This window comes from Microbacterium sp. NPDC090225 (assembly GCF_044772365.1).
In the GTDB taxonomy this organism is placed as follows: Bacteria; Actinomycetota; Actinomycetes; order Actinomycetales; family Microbacteriaceae; genus Microbacterium.
On the sequence record NZ_JBIVYS010000001.1, the window covers coordinates 2402430 to 2424595 of the forward strand.

General features: G+C 69.2%; 22 protein-coding genes. 20 read left to right on the forward strand and 2 right to left on the reverse strand.

Annotation, left to right across the window (positions count from 1 at the left end):
• Positions 1-89: 89 nt before the first annotated feature.
• The 9 genes from ACIQTT_RS11590 (at position 90) to ACIQTT_RS11630 (ending at position 9384) form a co-directional block, all read left to right on the forward strand.
• The gene (locus ACIQTT_RS11590) at positions 90-1781 is read left to right on the forward strand and encodes a glycoside hydrolase family 13 protein (RefSeq protein WP_402789843.1); all 1692 of its coding nucleotides are present in this window, start codon (positions 90-92) and stop codon (positions 1779-1781) included.
• 143 nt (positions 1782-1924) lie between these two features.
• Positions 1925-2941, forward strand: a complete 1017-nt coding sequence (locus tag ACIQTT_RS11595; RefSeq protein WP_402789846.1) for a metal ABC transporter solute-binding protein, Zn/Mn family — start codon at positions 1925-1927, stop codon at positions 2939-2941.
• Complete coding sequence (locus tag ACIQTT_RS11600; protein ID WP_247624211.1) at positions 2938-3762, forward strand: metal ABC transporter ATP-binding protein; 825 nt, start codon at positions 2938-2940, stop codon at positions 3760-3762. The genes ACIQTT_RS11595 and ACIQTT_RS11600 overlap by 4 nt, the downstream gene beginning before the upstream one ends.
• Positions 3759-4619 (forward strand): metal ABC transporter permease, encoded by an 861-nt coding sequence (locus tag ACIQTT_RS11605; RefSeq protein ID WP_247633555.1) that lies wholly within the window; start codon positions 3759-3761, stop codon positions 4617-4619. The genes ACIQTT_RS11600 and ACIQTT_RS11605 overlap by 4 nt, the downstream gene beginning before the upstream one ends.
• Positions 4620-4669: 50 nt before the next feature.
• Entirely contained in the window at positions 4670-5086 is a 417-nt protein-coding gene (locus ACIQTT_RS11610) for a Fur family transcriptional regulator (protein WP_402789850.1), read from the forward strand.
• 2 nt (positions 5087-5088) lie between these two features.
• Positions 5089-6111 (forward strand): permease, encoded by a 1023-nt coding sequence (locus ACIQTT_RS11615; RefSeq protein WP_402791186.1) that lies wholly within the window; start codon positions 5089-5091, stop codon positions 6109-6111.
• Between the two features lie 4 nt (positions 6112-6115).
• Positions 6116-6910: a TIGR03943 family putative permease subunit gene (locus ACIQTT_RS11620; RefSeq protein ID WP_402789853.1), complete on the forward strand. Its 795-nt coding sequence runs from the start codon at positions 6116-6118 to the stop codon at positions 6908-6910.
• 406 nt (positions 6911-7316) lie between these two features.
• A complete protein-coding gene (locus ACIQTT_RS11625; protein ID WP_402789856.1) occupies positions 7317-8651 on the forward strand; it encodes a hypothetical protein in 1335 nt (444 codons plus the stop codon).
• A gap of 1 nt (position 8652) precedes the next feature.
• Positions 8653-9384 carry a DNA-3-methyladenine glycosylase gene (locus ACIQTT_RS11630; protein WP_402789859.1) on the forward strand — a complete coding sequence of 244 codons (732 nt, stop codon included), beginning with the start codon at positions 8653-8655 and terminating at the stop codon, positions 9382-9384.
• 109 nt (positions 9385-9493) lie between these two features.
• Here ACIQTT_RS11630 and ACIQTT_RS11635 read toward each other — a convergent pair whose 3' ends face one another.
• On the reverse strand, positions 9494-10507 hold the full coding sequence (locus tag ACIQTT_RS11635; protein ID WP_402789862.1) for a LacI family DNA-binding transcriptional regulator: 1014 nt from the start codon (positions 10505-10507) through the stop codon (positions 9494-9496).
• A gap of 142 nt (positions 10508-10649) precedes the next feature.
• Between ACIQTT_RS11635 and ACIQTT_RS11640 the strand changes: the two genes are divergently transcribed.
• The 8 genes from ACIQTT_RS11640 (at position 10650) to ACIQTT_RS11675 (ending at position 17876) form a co-directional block, all read left to right on the forward strand.
• Positions 10650-12668 (forward strand): beta-galactosidase, encoded by a 2019-nt coding sequence (locus ACIQTT_RS11640; RefSeq protein ID WP_402789865.1) that lies wholly within the window; start codon positions 10650-10652, stop codon positions 12666-12668.
• Positions 12665-13591, forward strand: coding sequence for a carbohydrate ABC transporter permease (locus ACIQTT_RS11645; RefSeq protein WP_247624219.1), 927 nt, complete (start codon positions 12665-12667; stop codon positions 13589-13591). The genes ACIQTT_RS11640 and ACIQTT_RS11645 overlap by 4 nt, the downstream gene beginning before the upstream one ends.
• Positions 13588-14475 (forward strand): carbohydrate ABC transporter permease, encoded by an 888-nt coding sequence (locus ACIQTT_RS11650; protein ID WP_402789868.1) that lies wholly within the window; start codon positions 13588-13590, stop codon positions 14473-14475. Before ACIQTT_RS11645 ends, ACIQTT_RS11650 begins: the two co-directional genes overlap by 4 nt.
• A 56-nt stretch (positions 14476-14531) precedes the next feature.
• Positions 14532-15860 (forward strand): ABC transporter substrate-binding protein, encoded by a 1329-nt coding sequence (locus ACIQTT_RS11655; protein WP_402789871.1) that lies wholly within the window; start codon positions 14532-14534, stop codon positions 15858-15860.
• 231 nt (positions 15861-16091) lie between these two features.
• Positions 16092-16328, forward strand: coding sequence for a 50S ribosomal protein L28 (gene rpmB / locus ACIQTT_RS11660; protein ID WP_017203559.1), 237 nt, complete (start codon positions 16092-16094; stop codon positions 16326-16328).
• The gene (gene rpmG / locus ACIQTT_RS11665) at positions 16328-16498 is read left to right on the forward strand and encodes a 50S ribosomal protein L33 (RefSeq protein WP_046014935.1); all 171 of its coding nucleotides are present in this window, start codon (positions 16328-16330) and stop codon (positions 16496-16498) included. The genes rpmB and rpmG overlap by 1 nt, the downstream gene beginning before the upstream one ends.
• A gap of 3 nt (positions 16499-16501) precedes the next feature.
• Entirely contained in the window at positions 16502-16807 is a 306-nt protein-coding gene (gene rpsN / locus ACIQTT_RS11670; protein ID WP_046014936.1) for a 30S ribosomal protein S14, read from the forward strand.
• 244 nt (positions 16808-17051) lie between these two features.
• Positions 17052-17876 carry an endonuclease domain-containing protein gene (locus ACIQTT_RS11675; protein WP_402789876.1) on the forward strand — a complete coding sequence of 275 codons (825 nt, stop codon included), beginning with the start codon at positions 17052-17054 and terminating at the stop codon, positions 17874-17876.
• A 97-nt stretch (positions 17877-17973) separates the two neighbouring features.
• Here ACIQTT_RS11675 and ACIQTT_RS11680 read toward each other — a convergent pair whose 3' ends face one another.
• Positions 17974-18801 carry an alpha/beta hydrolase gene (locus ACIQTT_RS11680; RefSeq protein ID WP_402789879.1) on the reverse strand — a complete coding sequence of 276 codons (828 nt, stop codon included), beginning with the start codon at positions 18799-18801 and terminating at the stop codon, positions 17974-17976.
• A gap of 150 nt (positions 18802-18951) precedes the next feature.
• Here ACIQTT_RS11680 and ACIQTT_RS11685 point away from each other — a divergent pair, with 150 nt between their 5' ends.
• The 3 genes from ACIQTT_RS11685 (at position 18952) to ACIQTT_RS11695 (ending at position 22165) form a co-directional block, all read left to right on the forward strand.
• Complete coding sequence (locus tag ACIQTT_RS11685) at positions 18952-19548, forward strand: TetR/AcrR family transcriptional regulator (RefSeq protein ID WP_402789882.1); 597 nt, start codon at positions 18952-18954, stop codon at positions 19546-19548.
• 196 nt (positions 19549-19744) lie between these two features.
• Positions 19745-20032, forward strand: coding sequence for an HU family DNA-binding protein (locus ACIQTT_RS11690; RefSeq protein ID WP_247624225.1), 288 nt, complete (start codon positions 19745-19747; stop codon positions 20030-20032).
• A 120-nt stretch (positions 20033-20152) separates the two neighbouring features.
• A complete protein-coding gene (locus ACIQTT_RS11695) occupies positions 20153-22165 on the forward strand; it encodes a cytochrome c oxidase assembly protein (protein ID WP_402789885.1) in 2013 nt (670 codons plus the stop codon).
• Position 22166: the final 1 nt, after the last annotated feature.

Sequence of the window (22166 nt, forward strand, 5' to 3'; positions counted from 1 at the left end):
GACAGGCTCAGCAACCCAACACTGGGTCCCTGAGCCTGTCGAAGGGCCCCACGAGAACCACCGCAAGAAACGAAGGAGCACTCCCCGATATGACCGATTCGCTTCTCACCGAGACCCGCGAAGACGACAAGACGGCAGCGTGGTGGCGGCAGGCCGCCGTCTACCAGATCTACCCCCGCAGCTTCGCCGATGCCAACGGCGACGGACTCGGCGACATCCCCGGCATCCTGTCGCGCGTCGACTACCTGTCGGCGCTCGGCATCGATGCGGTCTGGCTGAGCCCGTTCTACCCGTCCGAGCTCGCCGACGGCGGCTACGACGTCGCCGACTACCGCGACGTCGACCCGCGCCTGGGCACCCTGGCCGACTTCGACGCGATGGTCGAGGCGCTGCACGCCCGCGGCATCCACGTCGTCGTCGACATCGTGCCGAACCACTCGTCGGATCAGCACGCGTGGTTCCAGGAGGCGCTCGCCGCCGGCCGCGGTTCGGCTGCGCGCGAGCGGTACATCTTCCGCGAGGGCACGGGACCCGACGGCGCCGAGCCGCCCACGGACTGGGTCTCGGTGTTCGGCGGCTCGGCGTGGGAGCGCGTCGAGGACGGCCAGTGGTACTTCCACAACTTCGCCACCGAGCAGCCCGACTTCAACTGGGACCACCCGGAGGTGCGCGCGGACTTCCTGAAGACCCTGCGCTTCTGGTCGGACCGCGGAGTCGACGGCTTCCGCATCGACGTCGCGCACATGCTCACCAAGGACCTCAGCGAGCCGCTGCCCTCGCGCGCCGAGCTCGACGCGATGGATCGCTCCTCGGGCTCGCACCCGCTGATCGACCGCGACGACGTGCACGAGATCTACGCCGAGTGGCGGCAGGTCTTCAACTCGTACGACCCGCCGCGCACGGCGGTCGCCGAGGCGTGGGTCGATACGCCCGAGCGTCGCGCCCGCTACGCCTCGGCCGAGGGGCTCGGGCAGGCGTTCAACTTCGACCTGCTCGAGGCCGACTTCGACGCCGCGCAGTTCCGCGAGGTCATCGTCGAGAACCTCGAGCAGGCGCAGCAGAGCGGCTCGTCGACCACGTGGGTGCTCTCCAACCACGACGTCACCCGGCACGCCACCCGTTACGGACTCGCGCCGTTGCAGGGTCGCGCGGTGAAGCAGGGCACGGAGTGGGTCGCGGCCGGCGGCCCGGCCGAGCTGCTCGATCGCGAGCGCGGTCTGCGTCGCGCGAAGGCCGCCTCGCTGCTGCTCTTCGGCCTGCCCGGCAGCGCCTATCTGTACCAGGGGGAGGAGCTCGGACTGCACGAGGTCGCCGAGATCTCGCCCGAGCAGCGACAGGACCCGGCGTTCTTCCGCGGGGCCGAGTTCGACGGGCTGGGTCGGGACGGATGCCGCGTGCCGCTGCCGTGGACCGCGGACGGCGTCTCGTTCGGTTTCGGCGCGGCTGCCGCGCACCTGCCCCAGCCGGAGTGGTTCGCCGATCACGCGGTGGATGCCGAGGCATCCGATCCCGCATCGACGCTGTCGCTGTACCGCGAGGCGCTGCGCCTGCGGCATCCGCTGCAGACGGCCGAGACGCTGGAGTGGGTCGAGACCGGTCGCGCCGACGTGCTGCGCTTCGCGCGTCCGAACGGCTGGCAGATCGTCACGAACTTCGGCACCGAGCCCTTCGATCTGGGAGCGGAGGCCGCGGACGTCGTGCTCACGAGCAGGGCGCTCGACGGCGCGATGCTGCCGGGTGAGGCGACGGTCTGGATCGCCCCGGCGTCGCTGCTCGCCTGACGTTCTCGGCGGGCCTTTCGTCTCGTCGCTCCGCTCCTCGCTCAGGAACCGGGTCGTCTCCTCGGTTCCTGAGCGAGAGGAGCGAGACGAAGGGCGTGAGCGCCGATTTGATAATGGTTCTCATTAGCGTTTAGAGTGAGAGCATGAAGAAGCCCGTGATCGTTCTCGCCCTCGCATCCGTCGCCGCCCTGACGCTGGCCGGATGCTCCACCGCCGCTGCGGGAGAGGGCGCGAGCGACGACGGCACCATCACGGTCGTCGCGAGCACCAACGTCTACGGCGACATCGCCTCGACGATCGGCGGTGACCGCATCGACGTCGAGTCGATCATCACCTCGGCCTCGCAGGACCCGCACTCCTACGAGGCCACCGCCCGCGACCGCCTCACGGTGCAGAAGGCCGACCTCGTGATCGAGAACGGCGGCGGCTACGACGCATTCATCGACACGCTCCTGCAGGACGCGAACGACCCCCATGTCGTCACGGCCGTCGAGTACTCGCACGACTACCCCGGCAACGAGGCGCACGACGACCACGCCGACGAGGACGAAGCGACGGAGGCGCCCGCCGAGGAGGAGCACGACCACGAGCACGCCGAGGGCGAAGAAGGCCACGAGGGCCACGACCACATCGAGGGCTTCAACGAGCACGTGTGGTTCGATCCGCACACGATGATCCACGTCGTCGAGGCGATCTCCGACGAGCTGACCGAGCTCGACCCCGAGGGCGCCGAGGAGTTCGCCGCCAACGCGGCCGAGCTCACGGCGGAGCTCGAGGGCTTCGAGGCCGACCTCGCGACCATCAAGGCGGATGCCACGGGCGTCAATGTCTTCATCACCGAGCCGCTGCCGGGCTACCTCGCCGCGGCCGCCGGATTCACCGACGTCACGCCCGAGGGCTTCGCCGAGTCGGTCGAGGAGGGCACGGATGTCGCCCCCGCGGTTCTGCTGCAGGCGCTCGACGTGATCGAGAGCGGCGAGGTCACCGCGCTGCTCACCAACGCCCAGACCGGTGGTTCCGAGACGCAGCGCGTCGAGGACGCCGCGAAGGACGCCGGCATCCCCGTCGTCGCCTTCACGGAGCTGCTCGAGGACGGATCGTCGTACTCTGAGTGGATGAGTGACGCGATCCAGAGCCTCGCCGCCGCGACCGAGTCGTGAGTCGGCGCCCCGTCCTCGAGATCGCGGATGCTTCGCTCCACCGTGGAGACCGCGAACTCTGGTCGGGACTCGATCTGACGGTCCAGCCCGGCGAGTTCATCGCCGTGCTGGGCCCTTCGGGTTCGGGCAAGACCACCCTTCTGCGCAGCATCCTGGGGCTGCAGCCGCTGTCATCGGGAACCATCCGCGTCGCGGGAGAGCCCGTGCACCGCGGCAACTCCCGCATCGGCTACATCCCGCAGCAGCGCTCGCTCGCCCCCGATACCAGCATGCGGGCCCGCGACCTCGTCGCCCTGGGCGTGCACGGCAGTCGCTTCGGGTTCCCGGTGCCGCATCGCGGCGACCGCGCGAAGGTCGACCGCCTGCTCGAGTCGGTCGGGGCCGCGCACTTCGCGGATCGCCGCGTCGGACTCCTCTCCGGCGGTGAGCAGCAGCGGCTGCGTGTCGGCCAGGCCCTCGCCGACGAGCCGGCCCTGCTGCTGTGCGACGAGCCGCTGTCGAATCTCGACCTCGCCAACCAGGTCGCCGTGACCGACATCATCGACCGGCAGCGCCGCGAGCGCGAGGCCGCCGTGATGTTCGTCACCCACGACATCAACCCGATCCTCGGCAAGGTCGACCGCATCCTCTACATCGCCGGCGGGCGGTTCCTGCTCGGCACCCCCGACGAGGTGCTGCAGACCCGTGTGCTCACCGACCTCTACGGCACCCCGGTGTTCGTGCTCCGCGCGGGCGACCGGCTGGTGGTCGTCGGTGTTCCGGATGCCGAGCCCCACCACGACCATGGCGACCACGAGCACGCGCACGGAGGAGCAGCATGAGGCCCCTCGTCGACTGGAGCGACGTCTTCTCGTTCCAGGACTACGGCGAGCTCGTGGCCCTGCTCTCGAACTCGATCATCGCGGGGGCCGTGCTCGGCATCGTCGGCGGACTCATCGGGGTCTTCGTGATGCAGCGCGACCTCGCCTTCGCCGTGCATGGCGTGAGCGAGCTGTCGTTCGCGGGCGCCGCGGCCGCGCTGCTGTTCGGCGGCAGCGTGGTGTTCGGTTCGCTCGGCGGAGCCCTCGTCGCGGCGATACTGATCGGCGTCCTCGGAGCGAAGGCCCGTGACCGCAACTCGATCGTGGGCGTCCTCATGCCGTTCGGCCTCGGCCTCGGCATCCTGTTCCTGTCGCTCTACGACGGCCGCAGCGCCAACCGGTTCAGCCTGCTCACCGGGCAGATCGTGTCGGTGTCGAGCCCCGACCTCGGCTGGCTCATGGGCATCAGCCTGGTCGTGCTGCTCGGGCTGCTCATCATGTGGAACCCGCTGCGCTTCGACTCGCTCGACCCCGAGTCGGCTGCCGCCCGCGGTGTGCCGACGCGCGCCGTGAGCCTGCTGTTCATGGTGCTGCTCGGCCTCATCGTCGCCGTCAGCGTGCACATCATCGGTGCGCTGCTCGTGATGGCGCTGCTGGTCACCCCCGCCGCTGCCGCGATGCGCGTGACCGCGGGACCGGTGGCCGTGCCGCTGCTCGCCGCACTGTTCGGCTTCGTCTCGGCGGTGGGCGGCATCCTGCTCGCCCTGGCCGGCACCCTGCCCGTCAGCCCGTACATCACGACGCTCTCGTTCACGATCTACGTCGTGTGCTGGGTGGTGCAGAAGGCTCGGGCGCGCGTACGGCGGGTGCGGGTCTGACGTGAGCGACTCCCAGCCCTCGCCGATCCCCGACGCCTAGAATCGTCGGTATGGCTCAGCGGAACACCTGGCAGCGCGAACGCGTGCGCGAAGCACTCGCCGACGCGCGCGGTTTCGTGAGCGCGCAGACCCTGCACGCCTCGCTGCGCGACGAGAACACCGGCATCGGCCTCGCCACCGTCTATCGTGCGCTCGCGGGCCTCGCGACCTCGGGCGACGCCGACTCGTTGCAGAGCCCCGAGGGCGAGGCGCTCTACCGCGCCTGCACCACGCAGGGTCACCACCACCACCTGATCTGCCGCAACTGCGGTCTCACGGTCGAGATCGAGGCCAAGGACGTCGAGCAGTGGGCGCACCGCACGGCCGCGCTGCACGGATTCACGGATGCCGCGCACGTCGTCGACATCTTCGGACTGTGCGCCCCCTGCACCAACAAGCGCGACGCCGAGAGGGCCGCGACCGCGTGACCCTGCTCACTCCGCAGCGCCACACGCATCGCCCGAGCGCGTCGCCGCGTTCGGCGTGGATCGGACTGATTCTGGGGGCCGTGATCATCGCGGCCCTGTTCCTGGTCGACGCGTTCCTGCCGTCGCTGTTCCCGGCCTCGCTGCCCACCCGCGCCCAGGACGGGCTGACCCTCGCGCTCAGCGTGCTGATCGAGGCCCTGCCGTTCGTGATCCTCGGCGTGCTGCTGTCGATCGTGGTGCAGGTGTGGCTGCCGGCCGACGTCATCCACCGCTGGTTGCCGAAGCGCGCCTGGGCCCGCCGCGCGGTGCTGTCGCTGCTGGGCATGCTGATCCCGGTCTGCGAGTGCGGCAACGTGCCCTTCGCTCGCGGACTCATGATGCGCGGCCTCGCGCCGGCCGAGGCGATGACCTTCCTCATCGCGGCGCCGATCGTGAACCCGATCGTGATCCTCACCACCCACGCGGCGTTCGGGTGGGACGGCGGGATTCTCGTCGCCCGTCTCGTCGGCGGCTACCTGATCGCGAACCTCATCGGCTGGATCTACAGCCGCCACCCCTCGCCCGACGCCATGCTCACGCAGCGCTTCATCGACACGTGCGACCGGGTCACCCACGAGCACGGCACCCCGGTCAAGCGCAGCCTGACGCAGTTCCTCATCGAGCTGCGCGCCGTGATGCCCGCCCTCGTGATCGGCTCGGCGCTCGCCGGGGCCGTGCAGGTGCTCATCCCGCGCGACATGCTGCTCGCGATCGGCGCGAACCCGGTGCTGTCGATCGTCGCGATGATGGCGCTCGCGATGACGGTCGCGATCTGCTCGAACGTCGACGCGTTCTTCGCGTTGTCGTTCGCCTCGACTTTCTCGTCGGGCGCGCTCGTCGCGTTCCTGCTCGTCGGCCCGCTCGTCGACGTCAAGATGCTCGCGCTCATGCGTACGACCTTCACGGCGCGCACGCTGCTCGGCATCGTCGGCGTCGTGGTCGCCTCGGCCTTCGCGATCGGGATCGGGGTGAACGTCCTTGTCTGAGAAAGTGACCGCTGAGAACGCGCCCTCGCGCTCCCGCCTGCGCGCGCTCGGCACGCGGTGGCTGGGCATCGGACTCGCGACCTTCGTGTCGATCGTCACGCTCGGCCTCGGCGTCACGGGCCGCCTCACCCTCTACATCAGCCCCGAGTCGGTGTGGTTCGCGTGCGCTGCGGCCGTCGTCACGCTGCTGGGCGAGATCTGGTCGTGCACCTTGCCGCTGGGTGAAGAGTCCGATCACGGTCATGATCACGGCACCGCGCACGACGAGGCGGATGCCGCGCCCGCCCCGCGCCGAGCCCTCGCCGCCGCCGGAGCGGTGACCGGCGGCATCCTCGCGACGGGCGTCGTCGCGGCGGCGCTCGTGCTGCCGCCGGCGTCACTGTCGGTCGAGCTCGCGATGTCGCGCGTCGGTGAGCAGACAGCGCTCTTCGCCGGTTCCGACGACGTCACGCTCGGCATCGCCGACACCTCGACCTTCGGGGTGGGGGACTGGGCCAGCGTGTTCGCGACGGCGACGAACACGGCGGCCTACGACGGGGCATCCGTCTCGCTCGTCGGCTTCGTCACCCCCGACGCGGTGAAGGATGGCGAGGTCAACCTCACCCGCATGGTCATCACGCACTGCGTGATCGACGCGCAGCCGGCGACCCTGCCGGTCGACGTCGACGCGAGCGCGTACGACACCGGCCAGTGGGTCGAGGTCACGGGAACGGTGAAGACGGATGCCGACGGCAAACTGAGCATCGTCCCCACCGAGGTCGTCGCGATCGACGAGCCGGGAGACCCGTATGAGTACTGACGACGAGCGGCCCGAGGGCCCCGCCGTCCCGCGCACGCGCGCCGAGATGCGCGCCGCCCGCGAGGCTGCCGCCGCGGCGGCTGCGGAGGAGTCGGCTGCGGAGGAGTCTCGGGGTGGGGCCCTTCGACAAGCTCAGGGACCCAGTTCAGCGGCAGCCCCGGGACCCGGTTCCGAGGCAGCCCCGGGACCCGGTTCAGCGGCAGCCCCGGGACCCGGTTCCGAGGCGCACACCGTACCGGCGCGCCGTTCGTCCTACGAGGCGCCCGTCACTTCGGGGGCCGAGAAGACGGATGTCGGACCTCTTGAGCCGGACCGTCCGACATCTGTCGCTTCGGCCCCCGAAACGAGCGGCCCGGCTCCCGAGCCGCCGAAGCGCTCCCGCCGGTTCGGGATCGCGCTCGCCGCGGTGCTCGGCATCCTGGTGCTGGTGGGCGCCGGTCTCGGCGTCGTGAGCCTCACGCAGGGTCCGCGCATCACCGAGGTGCAGGTCGACCCGGCGCACGCGATCGACGCCTCGGGCAGCCGGCTCATCCTCACGGCCAACCAGTCGCTCGCGGCGATCGACCCCGCGCAGGTGACGGTCGAGCCGTCGGTGCCGTTCACGGTGGATGCCGCGGGCCGGGGCATCGGCATCCGATTCACGGTCCCGCTCGACGATGAGACCGAGTACACGGTCACGGTCGCCGACGCGACCGGCGCATCGGGCGGGCCGAAGAACGACCTGACGACGACGTTCACCACGCCGCCCTCGACCATCTTCCTGCTCAACCGCAGCGACAAGGAAGACAAGATCTTCCAGACCGACCTCACCGGCGAGAACGGCGTGCCGGTGTTCGCCGCCGACAAGATCAACGACTTCCGGGCGACCTCGTCGCAGTTGGTCGTCACGGTCGAGCAGGACGACGGCTCGCACATCCTCGTGATGGACCACGACGGCGGCAATCAGCGCGAGCTGCCGCTGCCCGGCGAGGGGTACGTCGGATCGATCCAGGTGTCGGAGCGCGGCGGACTCGTCGGCTACAGCTACTCCGACCGCGAGCTCAGCGACACCGAGGGGCGCGCGAGCGTGCTCGTGACCCAGTCGCTGAACGACAAGGACTCCGAGCCGCAGATCATCGAGGTCGGCGACGCCGAGGCCAGCATCTTCGCGTGGCAGTTCGTGCCCGACAGCGCCGCGGTGCTGTTCATCGATTTCGACGGCGCGCTGTCGCTCGTCGACCGTTCGAGCGATGCGGGAGTGCAGTCGCTCGGCCTGGCCGCGAACATCCAGGGCATCAGCCGCGGCACCTACACCGCGATCGTCGAGCGCCTCGACGGCACGGTCGTCGAGCTCAATCTGGCCGACGGATCGGAGCAGCCGCTCGCCGCCTCGAACCCCGACTACGGCATCGCCTCGACCATCACGCCGTTCCCCGGCGGCACACTGCGGCACGTCGTGCAGCGCAACGACCTGGGCATCCCGACCGGACAGGCGGTCGTGAAGGTCGACGACGAAGGTACGGCGAGCCCGCTGATCGAGGTTCCCTCGACGGATTCGATCCTGCAGGCGTGCGCCTCGCCCAGCGGCCAGTACGCGGCGGTGGTGATCGCCCCGAACATGACCGACAACCCCTACGACGAGATGCTGCTCCCGCTGCCGAAGAAGATGGAGACGCACCTCATCGACCTGCGCACGGGCGACGAGATGGTGGCTCTCACCGGCTTCGACGCCTCGTGGTGCCAGACGGCTCCGCGCTTCTGACATGGTCGGAGCTCTGCACCGGGCGACCCGCGACGAGCTGAGCGGTCTGCCGGTCGACGTCGCCCCGCGGCTGCTGGGCGCCGAGCTGCGCACGGTCGTCGCGGTGCCCGGTGAGCCGGCCGTCGAGGTGCGGATGCGCCTCACCGAGGTCGAGGCGTATCACGGGCAGGGCACCGGCGAGCAGGTCGATCCCGGCTCCCACGCCCGCATGGGACGTACCGCCCGCAACGCCACGATGTGGGGTGAGCCCGGGCATCTCTACGTGTACCTGAGCCACGGCATCCACTCGTGCGTCAACGTCGTCTGCGGGCCCGAGGGGGTGGCCGGCGGTGTGCTGCTGCGCGCCGGGGAGGTCGTCGAAGGAGCGGATGCCGTCGCGCACCGCCGCGGCATCGACGCGGCGCTGACGCCCCGGGTGCGACGGGATCTCGCGCGCGGACCCGGGCGGTTCGGGCAGGCGGTGGGGCTGAAGCATCCGCTCCACGACGGCATCGACGCGGTCACGGGTGCGGAGTGGCACGGCGCGCGCGCCGAGCTGTGGCTGAGCGACGAGCCGGTCGACGTCGCGTCGGGCCCGCGGGTCGGCGTGGCCGGGATCGCGGGGACGGATGCCTTTCCCTGGCGTTTCTGGATCGCCGGCGACCCGACGGTCTCGCCGTTCCGCTGGGGCCGCGGCGCCGAGGACGCGTCGCGTGGTGGGGCCCTTCGACAGGCTCAGGGACCCAGTTCCTGACGGCCGTTGCACCACTGGGTCGCTGAGCTCGTCGAAGCGTCCCGCCCCGGACGGACGCCGCACCACTGGGTCGCTGAGCCTGTCGAAGCGTCCCGCGCCGAAACACCCGTCAGGCGGAGTCGCGCCACACGACGGGGGTGTCGAGCATGATGCCGGTGCGGGCGGCGGGCTCGTCGCCGCGCAGCTGCGCGAGCACGGATGCCGCGGCTGCCGCGCCGAGTCCTTCGGCGGGCTGGTCGACCGTCGAGAGCAGGGGAGTGGTGCGCAACGCCCAGGTGCTGTTGTCGAAGCCGACGATGCCGACGTCTTCTGGCACGCGGCGACCGGCCTCGCGCAGCGCCCAGATCGCGCCGGCGGCGACGGCATCCGATGCGGCGAACACGCCGTCGATGTCGGGGGCGCGCTCGAGCAGCCTGCCCATGGCCGCGGCGCCGTCGGCGTAGGAGTACAGCGGCACGGGTTCGACGAGACCGGGGTCGAAGTCGTCGCCCAGCGCCTCGGTGAATCCGGCGAGGCGGTCGGCGCCCGAGTCGCGGTCGAGGGCGGCGGCGATCATGCCGATGCGGCGGCGCCCGGTCGCGTGCAGGCGAGAGGTGATCGCACGGGCGGCGCCGTGGTTGTCGACGCCGACCCACGCCGCGTCGACGTCGGGCGGGTGCCCGACGTAGGCGACGGGCAGGTCGAGGCGCATGACGGCCTTCGTGATGGGGTCCTGCGCGCGGGCCGAGACGATGACGGCGCCGTCGACGAAACCGCCGTTGAGGTAGCGGGCGACCCGCTCGGTGTCCCGGTCGGAATCCACCACGAGGCACACCATCTGGTAGTCGGCCTCGGAGAGCGTCTCGTTGGTGCCGAGCATGATCGCGCCGATGTTGGGGTCTTCGAGGAACAGCGCGTGCGGCTCGTGCACGATGAACGCGACGGCCTGGGTGCGCTGGCGCACGAGGTTGCGCGCGGCGGTGTTGGGCACGTAGCCGACCTCGCGGATGGCCTCTTCGATCGCGGTGCGGGAGGAGTCCGAGACGTAGCCCCCGTTGAGCACGCGGCTCACCGTTCCGCGTGAGACGCCGGCCACGCGCGCGACGTCGTGCACGGTGCTGCGACGGCGCGGATGGGAGCTCATGCTCCACAGCCTAGCGACTGGACTTGACGTCGAGCCGCCCGACATGTGACGATGTGTGCACGTTCACAGAAAATCATCCCGATCTTTTCGTGAACCAAACTGTGCACGTGCACACATCTCTTCCGCAAAGGAGCGAAACCGAATGCCCGCCGCCGCGCCCACCCTCATCTCCTCTCTGTCCGAGGGGGAGGGTCTCGTCTTCGGATGCGACTACAACCCGGAGCAGTGGGATCGCAGCGTCTGGCCCGAAGACATCCGCCTCATGCGCGAAGCGGGCGTGGGGCTCGTCGCGATCAACATCTTCGGCTGGTCGACGATCAACCCGGGCGAGGGCCGCTGGGACTTCTCCGGCCTCGACGAGATCGTCGCTCAGCTGCACGCCGCCGGCATCCGCGTCGACCTCGGCACCGGCACGGCCTCCCCGCCGCCGTGGCTCACGACGAAGCACCCCGAGATCCTGCCCGAGGGCATCGACGGCACCGTCTTCCACCAGGGCGGCCGTCAGGCCTATTGCCCGAGCAGCCCCGTCTTCCGGGCCTACGCCGCCGAGGTCACCCGCCGCGTCGTCGAGCGCTACGGCTCGCACCCGGCCGTCACCCTCTGGCACGTCTCGAACGAGCTCGGCTGCCACAACGCCCTCTGCTACTGCGAGACCAGCACCGCCGCCTTCCGCGCCTGGCTGCGCGAGCGCTACGCCGACGACATCGCCGCGCTGAACACCGCCTGGGGAACCAGCTTCTGGAGCCAGCGCTACGGCTCGTTCGACGAGGTGCAGGTGCCCGCGCAGGCGCTCTCGCTGCGCAACCCGGGGCAGGTGCTCGACTTCCAGCGCTTCAGCTCCGACGAGCAGCTCGCGCTCTACCGCGCCGAGGCGGACATCATCCGCGCGCACAGCGACATCCCCGTGACGACGAACTTCATGGTCACCGCCCACATCCGCGCGCTCGACTACTGGTCGTGGACCGCCGACATGGACCTCGTCGCCAACGACCACTACCTCGACCGCCGCCTCGAGAACCCGCGCCAGGAGCTCTCGTTCGCCGCCGACCTCACCCGCGGCCTCGCCGAAGGCGACCCCTGGCTGCTCATGGAGACCTCGACCAGCGCCGTCAACTGGCAGCCGGTCAACCTCGCCAAGGCCCCGGGCGAGCTCACCCGCAACGTCGCCTCGCACGTGGCCCGCGGCGCCGACGGCATCTGCTTCTTCCAGTGGCGCGCCTCGACCCAGGGCGCCGAGAAGTACCACTCCGCCCTGCTGCCGCACGCCGGCACCGACAGCGACCTGTGGCGCGGAACCGTCGACCTGGGGCGCATGCTCGAGAGCCTCGGCGAGGTCGCCGGCACCCGCGTCGTCGCCGACGCCGCGGTGCTGTTCTCGTGGGAGAACTGGTGGGCCGTCGAGAACGAGGGTCGCCCGAGCGAAGAGGTGCGCTACCTCGACCAGGTGCACGCCGCGCACACCGCGCTGGCGGATGCCGGGATCGTCGCCGACATCGTGCGCCCGGGCGCCGCCCTCGACGACTACCGCCTGATCGTCGTGCCGGCCCTGCACGTCGTGCGCGACGAGGAGGCGGCCGTCATCGCCCGCGCCGTCGAGCGCGGAGCGACCGTGCTCGTCACCTTCTACAGCGGCATCGTCGACGCCGAGGATCGCGTGCGCACGGGTGGCTACCCCGGCGCGTTCCGCGAGCTGCTCGGCATCCGCTCCGAGGAGTTCGCCCCTCTCGTGCCGGGGCAGAGCGTCGCGCTGAGCGACGGCTCGACGGCATCCGTCTGGAGCGAGCGGATGCGCACGACGGATGCCGAGGCCATCGCCTCCTTCGTCGACGGGCCCTCCGCCGGTCACCCCGCGATCACCCGCCGCGCCCAGGGCGCCGGCGAGGCCTGGTACCTCGCGACCCAGCCGTCGCCCGAGGCCTACGGCGCGCTCGTCACGCGGCTCGCCGACGCGGCGGGCATCGCCGCGGCACCCGGTGCCGGACCCGACGTCGACGTGGTGCGCCGCGTCGGAGCGGATGCCGCCTACCGCTTCGTCATCAACCACGGCGCAGACCCTGTCGAGGTCGCGGCAACCGGCACCGAGCTCCTCACCGGCTCCGCCGTCACCGGCATCATCACCGTCCCCGCCGGGGCGGTCCGCATCATCAAGGAGGATGTATGACCACCACGCTCACAGCGCCGGCGAAGACCGGCGCGGCGCCCGGTCGGCGTCGATCCCGCATCCCGCACAAGGGCGCCATCGCCTTCCTGTTCCTGCCGTTCGGCGTGCTGTTCGCGCTGTTCTACGTCGCCCCCATCGCCTACGCGTTCTGGCAGTCGCTGCTGGTCGTGCGCCGCGAGGGCACCTTCGGCAAGGCCGAGCTCGTCTTCGGCGGCTTCGCCCAGTACGTGCAGGTCTTCCAGGACTCGGCCTTCTGGAACTCGATGGGGCGGATGCTGCTCTTCGGCGTCGTGCAGGTGCCCATCATGCTCGGCCTCGCGCTGCTCTTCGCCCTGCTGCTCGACTCGCCGCTGGTCAAGGGCAAGCGCTTCTTCCGACTCGCGTTCTTCGTGCCCTATGCGGTGCCCGGCGTGATCGCCGCGATCATGTGGGGCTCGCTGTTCTCGCCGAACCTGTCGCCCTTCACCGCGATCACCAAGAACATCGACTTCCTCGGCGCCGATCTGGTGCTCTGGTCGATCGCCAACGTCGTGACCTGGGTCTACGTCGGCTACAACATGCTCATCATCTACTCGTCGCTGCTGTCGATCCCGACCGAGCTCTACGAAGCGGCCCGCCTCGACGGCGCCGGGCAGTGGCGCATCGCCTGGTCGATCAAGATCCCGCTCGTGCGACCGGCGATCGTGATGACCGCGATCTTCTCGATCATCGGCACGCTGCAGCTGCTCGCCGAGCCGCAGGTCTTCCGCTCGTTCAGCTCGGCGGTCACCAGCACGTTCACGCCGAACATGACCGTGTTCGCGACGGCATCCATCCCGAACACGAACCTCGCGGCGGCCTTCTCGGTCGTGCTCGCGGTGACCACCTTCGTGCTCTCGTTCGGATTCATGAAGTACATGCAGCGCAAGGAGCAGAACGCATGACCACCGCGACGATCATCGGCGCGCGCCGCTCGACCGGACGCGCCGCCCGCGAATCGGGCCTCTCGCGCGGTGCCGCGATGCTCATCATGGCCGTGTTCACCGTGTACTTCCTGCTGCCGCTGTGGTGGCTGCTGGTCGCGGCGAGCAAGGACAACAGCGACATCCTCACGACGGCCCCGCTGTGGTTCGCCGACGTGAAGTTCTTCGACAACATCGTCGACCTGTTCGCCTACCGCGACGGCGTCTACCTGAAGTGGATGCTGAACTCGGTGCTCTACGCCGCGCTCGGCGGCGCGATCGCCACCCTCCTCGCCGCGATGGCCGGGTACGCGCTCGCCAAGTACCGATTCCCGGGGCGCAACGCGCTCTTCGACATCGTGCTCGGCGGTGTGCTCGTGCCCGCGACCGCGCTCGCCCTGCCGCTGTTCCTCATCTTCAGCCAGGCGAACCTCACGAACACCTTCTGGTCGGTGTTCCTGCCCTCGATCGTCAGCCCGTTCGGCGTGTACCTCGCGCGCATCTTCGCGGCGTCGTCGGTGCCCGACGAGCTCCTCGAGGCGAGCCGTCTCGACGGGGCGGGGGAGATCCGCACGTTCTTCACCGTCAGCATCCGCCTGATGACCCCGGCGCTGGTGACGATGTTCCTCTTCCAGTTCGTCGCGATCTGGAACAACTTCTTCCTGCCGATGATCATGCTGCGCAGCGAAGAGCTCTTCCCCGTCGTCTACGGCCTCTACAACTGGAACAACCAGTTGAACCAGCTCCCCGAGCTGCGCGGCCTCGTACTGATCGGCGCCCTGCTGTCGGTCATCCCCCTCATCATCACGTTCCTCCTGCTCCAGCGCTTCTGGCGTAACGGTCTGGGCGCCGGCGCCCTGAAGTGAGCAGGTTGCCGGGCGGATGGACCGTCCGGCGATGCACCACCCGAGAAAGGTCAGAAATGCAGCATTCGAAGAAGAAGGCAGCCGGCGCGATCGCCATCGCGGCGCTCGTGCTCACGGGATGCTCCGCCGGTGGCGGAGACACCTCGACAGGGGGCGACGCCGCCGCCTGCACCCCGGCGGACGGCGACGTCACGCTCGAGTTCACGTCGTGGATCCCCGGGATCGAAGACGTGGTGAAGATCTGGAACGACGAGAACCCCGAGATCCAGGTGAAGGTGCAGACCGGCCCCAACGGCAACGGTGGCACGTATCAGAACTTCTTCAACCAGATCCAGGCGGGCGACGCCCCCGACCTCGGTCAGATCGAGTACGACGCCCTGCCGAACTTCCTCGTGCAGGACGGCATCGAAGACCTCAGCGCCTGCGAAGACGTCGTGGCCGCCGAGGGCGACTTCGTCGACTGGGCGTGGGGCCAGGTGACGCTCGGAACCGAGGGCGTCTACGGCATCCCGCAGGACATCGGCCCGATGGCGCTGTTCTACCGCGCCGACCTGTTCGAGCAGAACGACATCCCGATCCCCACCACGTGGGACGAGTACCGCGAGGCCGCGGTGCAGATCCGCGCGCTGGGCGGCTACATCACCAACTTCTCGCAGTCCGACATCAACCAGTTCGCCGGCTTCGTCTGGCAGGACGGCGGACAGTGGTTCTCGAGCGACGACCAGGGCTGGACCGTCTCGCTCGACGGCGAGCAGTCCGTCTCGGTCGCCGACTACTGGCAGGGGCTGCTCGACGACGACCTCGTCGCCACCGTCCCGGCCTGGACCGACGAGTGGAACAACGCCTACAACTCGGGCGAGGTCTGGACCTGGAACTCCGCCGTCTGGGGTGCGAACTCCATCTCGAGCGGTGCCCCCGACACCGCCGGCAACTGGGCCGTCGCGCCGCTCCCGCAGTGGAGCGCGGGTGACAGCGTCGCCGGCAACTGGGGCGGATCGTCGACCGCGGTCCTCAAGGGCAGCGAGCACGTCTACGAGGCGACCAAGTTCGCGCTGTGGCTGAACACCTCCGAGGAGGCGCTCACCGCTCTCGCGGAGGCGGCGAACCTCTACCCGGCCACCACCGCCGGCCTGAAGCTGCCGGTCTACGCCGACGGCGTCGAGTTCTACGGCGGCCAGAAGATCTACGACGTGTTCGCCGAGGCGGCCACGCAGGTCTCGCCCGACTTCGTGTGGGGCCCGACCATGACGCAGACCTACGCCGACGTCTCCGACGGCTTCAAGGGTGCGGTCAGCGGCAGCGGCACCCTCGCCGACGCGCTGAAGGACGCGCAGACCTCCACGGTCGACGCGCTGAAGTCCGCGTCGATCCCGGTCACCGAGTAGGTTCTCCGGTTCCCGAAGGCCCGCGGGTGCTCCGGCATCCGCGGGCCTTTCGGCGTTCCGAACGGACGCTCGGCCTGTGATAGCATTGGCGATTGTCTGTGCACACTCCTGTGCGCAGTTCGCATGCTGTTCCGTTTGGGTCCCTGAGCTCGTCGAAGGGTCGGGCGGATGGCGTGCAGACAAGGGATCTTGGGTGGGGCCGTCCGGCCTCACGGTATAGAAGGAGTCATCATGGCAGCAGTGTGCCAGGTGACCGGAGCTGTTCCCGGTTTCGGTCACAACGTCTCGCACTCGCACCGCCGGACGAAGCGTCGCTTCGACCCGAACGTGCAGAAGAAGACCTATTTCGTTCCGTCGCTCGGTCGTAAGATCACGCTCAACGTGTCCGCCAAGGGCATCAAGGTGATCGACGTCCGCGGCATCGAGAACGTGGTCAAGGACCTCCAGGCGAAGGGTGTGAAGCTCTAATGGCCAAGAAGGCTCAGGACGTACGTCCGATCATCAAGCTGCGTTCGACGGCAGGTACGGGCTACACGTACGTGACCAAGAAGAACCGCCGCAACACCCCCGACCGCCTCGTGCTCAAGAAGTACGACCCGGTCGTCCGCAAGCACGTCGAATTCCGAGAGGAGCGTTGATCAATGGCTAAGAAGAGCAAGATCGCTCGCAACGAGCAGCGCAAGGTCATCGTCGAGCGTTACGCAGAGCGTCGCGCCGAGCTGAAGAAGACCCTGGTCGACCCGAACGCCACCGACGAGGCCCGTGAGGCCGCGCGCCTCGGCCTGCAGAAGCTGCCGCGCAACGCGTCGCCGGCTCGCGTGCGTTCGCGCGACGTCATCGACGGCCGCCCCCGTGGTGTCCTCACGAAGTTCGGCATCTCGCGTGTCCGCTTCCGTGACATGGCGCACCGTGGCGAGCTGCCCGGCGTGACCAAGTCCAGCTGGTAAGCACCCGCTTCACAAGGGGCGAGGATCTTCGGATCCTCGCCCCTTCTGCGTGTCTGGGGTCTCGTGCAGCACCGCGATGGGCGGACTTCTCCGCGTGGGGCGGATGCTTGGAGTCGAGACCTCCGCCCCACAAGGACTTCTCCGCCCGACGTGTTGCTCTCCACATTCGCTGTGAACGTCAGTTTGTCCACAGAATCCGCGCCATCGTGCCTGAAGAGACGTGCGAAACAGGCATCCTCGACGGATGCATGCGGTGAGAGAAGTCGTTGCGCGAGGGGGCATCGCCCGTATCTCGACGTTGCGTCTGGCTGGAGTCTCGGAGCACTCGTTGCGGCGGGCGATCCGCAGTGGTGCCGTGTTCTCGGTGTGCCGCGGCTGGGTGGCGCGCCCGGATTGCGATCCGATGCTCATCGCGGCGGCGAAGCGCGGTGTGGTGCTGAGCTGCATCACGCTCGCGGCGCGTCGGGGGCTCTGGGTCTCGAGTGCCGACGGTGTGCACGTCGCCGCTCCCCCGGCATCAGGTCACGCCGGCGCCGGCCAGGAGGTCGTGCACTGGAGCAAGCCCCTCTTCCTCCGAGATCCGGATGTGCTCGAGGATTCGATCGAGAATGCGCTGGTCCTCATCGCGCGTTGTCAGCCGCATGAAGATGCGCTCGCGACCTGGGAGTCCGCGCTGCGGATGCGGGTAGTCGATCCGGACGCGTTCGCCCGGGTGCGTCTGCCTCCCGCGGCGCGTCGGCTGCTCGCGGATGCGACGCCGTTCGCGGATGCAGGGACCGAGACGATCTTCCGCACTCGGCTCGCGTGGCTGCGGCTCCCCATCACGCCGCAGGTGTGGTTGTTCGGTCACCGCGTGGACTTCGTGATCGGCGAGCGTCTCGTGATTCAGGTCGATGGTGGTCACCACGTCGGGGTTCAGCGATCGCGCGACATCGCTCACGATGCGGAGTTGATGTTGCGTGGCTATCACGTCATCCGGATCGGATACGACCAGCTCATGAACCAGTGGGCATCGGTCCAGGCCCAGATTCTGGCCGCCGTGGCCCAGAGGCTCCACCTTGCGTCGTGAGACGGGCGGAGAACTCCGTGTGGGGCGGAGAATCGAGAGCCGATCCTCCGCCCAACGGTGAGTTCTCCGCCCAACGGGGTGTGGGGGCACGCACCCCTCACGCCACGGATGCCTCGGCGTGCTGCACCGCCCAGGCGAGGGCGTGGTCGGCGATCTGCTCCCAGCCGTCCTGGCTGACGAGGCGGTGCGTGCGTCCCGGGTACTCGATGTAGTCGACGACGGCCGGGCTGCCGGAAGAGAGGTACTTCTTCTCGAGAGCGCGGACGATGGCCGGGGGCACGACGTGGTCGATCTCGCCGGCGATGAGCAGCAGCGGGGCGCGGTCGGCGCGGGCGTAGTCGACGTGCGTGACGCCGCCCTTCTCGTTGAGCACCGAGGTCACGCCCTCGAAGAACACCCGGTTGTACGAGTTCACGGCGTACTCCTCCCACAGGGCGTCGGATGCCGCGCGCGGCAGGTCGTTGCCGAACGTGAAGTGGAAGTGGCGCTTCGAGAGGGGTTTGGCGCCGTTGCGTCCGAAGGGGTTCGAGAGGATCGGGGTGCCGGTCCAGAGGGTCGACAGGGGGAGGGCGGTGACGCCGGCGGTCTGCCCGGGGGCGACGCCCACGTAGGCGACGCCGAGGCCGCGGTCGGCGAGCATCTGCGTGAGCACGCCGCCGAAGGAGTGGCCCATGATGATGGGCTTCACGGGGAGGGCGCGGATGATGCGCTCGTAGTTGTCGGCGATCTGCTTCAGGCCGATGCCCTTGAGGGCCGAGGGGTCGCGGCGGATGTCGTCGACGGTGCGATCGTCGATGCCGGGCCATCCGGGAACGATGACCTCGTGGCCCTGGGCGCGGAAGCGGTCGGCCCACGTGTCCCAGCTCTTCGGGGTCATCCAGAGTCCGTGGATGAGGACGATGGGGGTCTTGTCGGTACTGTTCATGATCTTTCTCCTGTGTTCGGTCGTGCGGTTCGGTCCTGCGGGTCTGAAGTGCGTTACGCTGATAGTAGACCGAACGTTCTATCTACTGCAAGATATTCCCGAAGATCGAGAAATCGACGAACGGATGCCACGATGAAGGGAGAACCCACGATGAGCACCGAGAAGATGAGCACCGACACCACGAAGCGCCCGAGCCCCGCCCGCGCACGTCTGATCGACGCAGCCACGCGCCTCTTCTACGAGGAGGGCATCCACGCCGTCGGTGTCGACCGCGTGATCGCCGAGGCCGAGGTCACCCGCGCCACGCTCTACAAGCAGTTCGGCGGCAAGGAGAACCTCGTGCTCGCCTACCTCGAGAACGAGGATCGGATGCTGCGCGACATGTTCGCCGAGGCGGGATCCTCCGTCACCGATCCCGCACGTCTCATCGACGCCGTCATCGACGGCATCGTCGCCGACATCCGCCTGCGGCACACCCGCGGCTGCCCCTTCATCAACGCCGCGGCCGAGTACCCCGACGGCGAGGGGCCCGTGCGCACCATGATCGACGAGCACCGCGAGTGGTTCCGCAGCACGCTCGAGCAGGTCGCCGGCGCGGCGGGTCTCGAGCGCCCGGCCGAGGTCGCGGCCTCACTCGTGCTTCTCCGCGACGCCGCTCTCGTGGGCGGATACCTCGACGGAGACGACCGCGTATCGCCCGCTTTCGAGCGCACGGCGCGGGCCGTGATCGCGGCGCACCGGCCCTGAAAAGGGTCGGGACACGCCCGAAAACCTGTGACTGGAGTGACAAAAGTCGTGCAACACGCCCAATAAATGACCAAAACCCGCGAAATGACGCGGAAATGGGGGTGGTCATTGATACATTCAAGGCGGTCACTCGACCAGGGGCATCCGCTCCGATCCACACAACGATGCGACGAGATCCTCGTCGCTGGAGGATGACATGGCTGACAAGTCCATCACCAAGACCGAGCTCGTCGCGAGCATCGCCAGCGCCACCGGCCAGAGCCAGGCCACCGTCTCGGGTGTCCTCGACGCGCTGTTCTCCACGGTCTCCGACGCCGTTGCCAAGGGCAGCAAGGTCTCGATCCCGGGCTGGATCTCGTTCGAGCAGGTCGACACCGCCGCTCGTACCGGCCGCAACCCGCAGACCGGCGCCGAGATCAAGATCCCGGCCGGCAAGCGCGTCAAGGTGACCGCTGGTTCCAAGCTGAAGGCAGCCGTCAAGTAAGACGCTTCCTGACGAAGGCCGCCGCCCCTCGGGGTGGCGGCCTTCGGCGTTCCCGGCAGTGAGCCCACGGCGTCCAGCACCACGTCAGCCGGCACGGATGCCGCGGCTTAGGCTGGAGGGGTGAACACCCGCGCCGCGACGACCCGATCGAGCGCGTCGGCCTACCGCCTCGCCGGCATCGGAATCCTCGCCGTCGCCGCGATCGTGGGCGTCGTCGCCGCGTTGATCGTCGGTGGGGGAGCGGCGCCGCTGCTGCTGCAGGATCCGGGCCCCTTCGTCATGTGGGCCACCCCGATCGTCAAGCTCACGATGAACGTCGCCGCCGCCGCGATGCTCGGCTCGCTCGTGCTCGCCCTGTTCGCGCTCAAGAGCGGTGAGAAGTCGTTCGACACGGCCCTCAACATCGCCTCCATCGGTGCCGCGGTCTTCACGATCTCAGCGGGATTCACCGCGTTCCTGACGTTCATGGCCGCGTTCAACCCGCAGCTCAGCATCGAGCGCGAGTTCGGCTCGCAGCTCGGGCGGTATCTGCTCGAGACGGCCCTCGGCCAGTCATGGTTGATCACGACCATCTTCGGCTCCGTGATCACGGTGCTCGCCTTCGCGTGGCGCACCTGGACACCGACGCTCATCACGGCGCTCCTGGCCGCGGCATCCTTCCTCCCGCTCGCGACGCAGGGGCACTCGGGCGACCTCGCCGGCCACACGGTCGCGGTCAACTCGATCCTGCTGCACACGATCGGCGCGGCGGTGTGGCTCGGCGGTCTGCTGCTGATCGTGCTGCTGCGCGGACGTCACGGCATCGACAGTGCGCAGCTCGTGCGGCGCTACTCGTCGCTCGCGATCGCCGCGTTCTTCGTGGTCGCGATCTCGGGCGTCGCGCGCTCGGTCGTCGCGCTCGGCGACTGGAGCCAGCTGTGGACCCCCTACGGCGCGATCCTGCTCGCCAAGGTGGTGCTGCTGGGCGGCATGGGCCTGCTCGGCGCCTGGTACCGCGCACGCTTGATCCCGAAGCTCGACGGCCCCCGGGCATCCGCCTGGTTCTGGATGCTCGTGCTCTGCGAGGTCGCCCTCATGGGCCTCGCCTCCGGTGCCGCCGCGGCCCTCGCCCGCACGCCTCCGCCGACCGGTGAGGAGGCCGCGTTCGCGCAGACCCCCGCCGAGGTGCTGACCCGCTCGAATGTGCCGCCGGAGTTCACCCTCGACCGCTGGTTCACCTCGTGGGACCTCGACATCCTGTGGCTGGTCGCCGCCGGGTTCGGGCTCTTCCTCTACATCGCCGGCGTGATCCGTCTGCACCGCCGCGGCGACCGCTGGCCGATCCACCGCACCGTCTTCTGGGTGCTCGGGATGCTGCTGCTGGTCTGGGTCACCTGCGGCCCGATCAACGCGTACCAGGAGTACCTGTTCAGCGTGCACATGCTCGGGCACATGATGCTGTCGATGGCGATCCCGCTGCTGCTGGTGTCGGGCGCCCCGGTGACGCTGGCGCTGCGCGCGATCCACAAGCGCGACGACGGCACGCGCGGCGGCCGCGAGTGGATCCTCTGGGCGGTGCACTCGCCGTTCTCGAAGGTGGTCACGCATCCGTTCGTCGCGGCGGGCATCTTCATCCTGTCGCTGTGGGCGTTCTACTTCACCGACCTCGTGCGTTGGTCGATGTTCGAGCACCTCGGGCACGAGTGGATGGTCATCCACTTCCTCATCTCGGGCTACCTCTTCGTCTTGACGCTCATCGGCGAAGACCCGATCCCGTACCGCCTGCCGTACCCGGGCCGCCTCATCACCCTCATCGCCATCATGGCCATGCACGCGTTCTTCGGCGTCGCGATCATGATGCAGGAGGGCCTCATGGTCGCGGACTGGTTCGGCTCGATGGGGCGCACGTGGGGCCCCGACCCGATGGACGATCAGTACATCGGCGGCGGCGTGGCCTGGTCGATCGGCGAGATCCCGACGCTCATCCTCGCGATCACCGTCGCGATCCAGTGGAGCCGCAGCGACACCAAGCTGCAGAAGCGTCGCGACCGCCACGCCGATCGCACCGGCGAGGCCGAGCTGGAGGAGTACAACGCGAAGCTCGCCGCGCTCGCCGAGCGCGACCGCAAGGACGCGGCCGCCGGTCGCAGCTGAG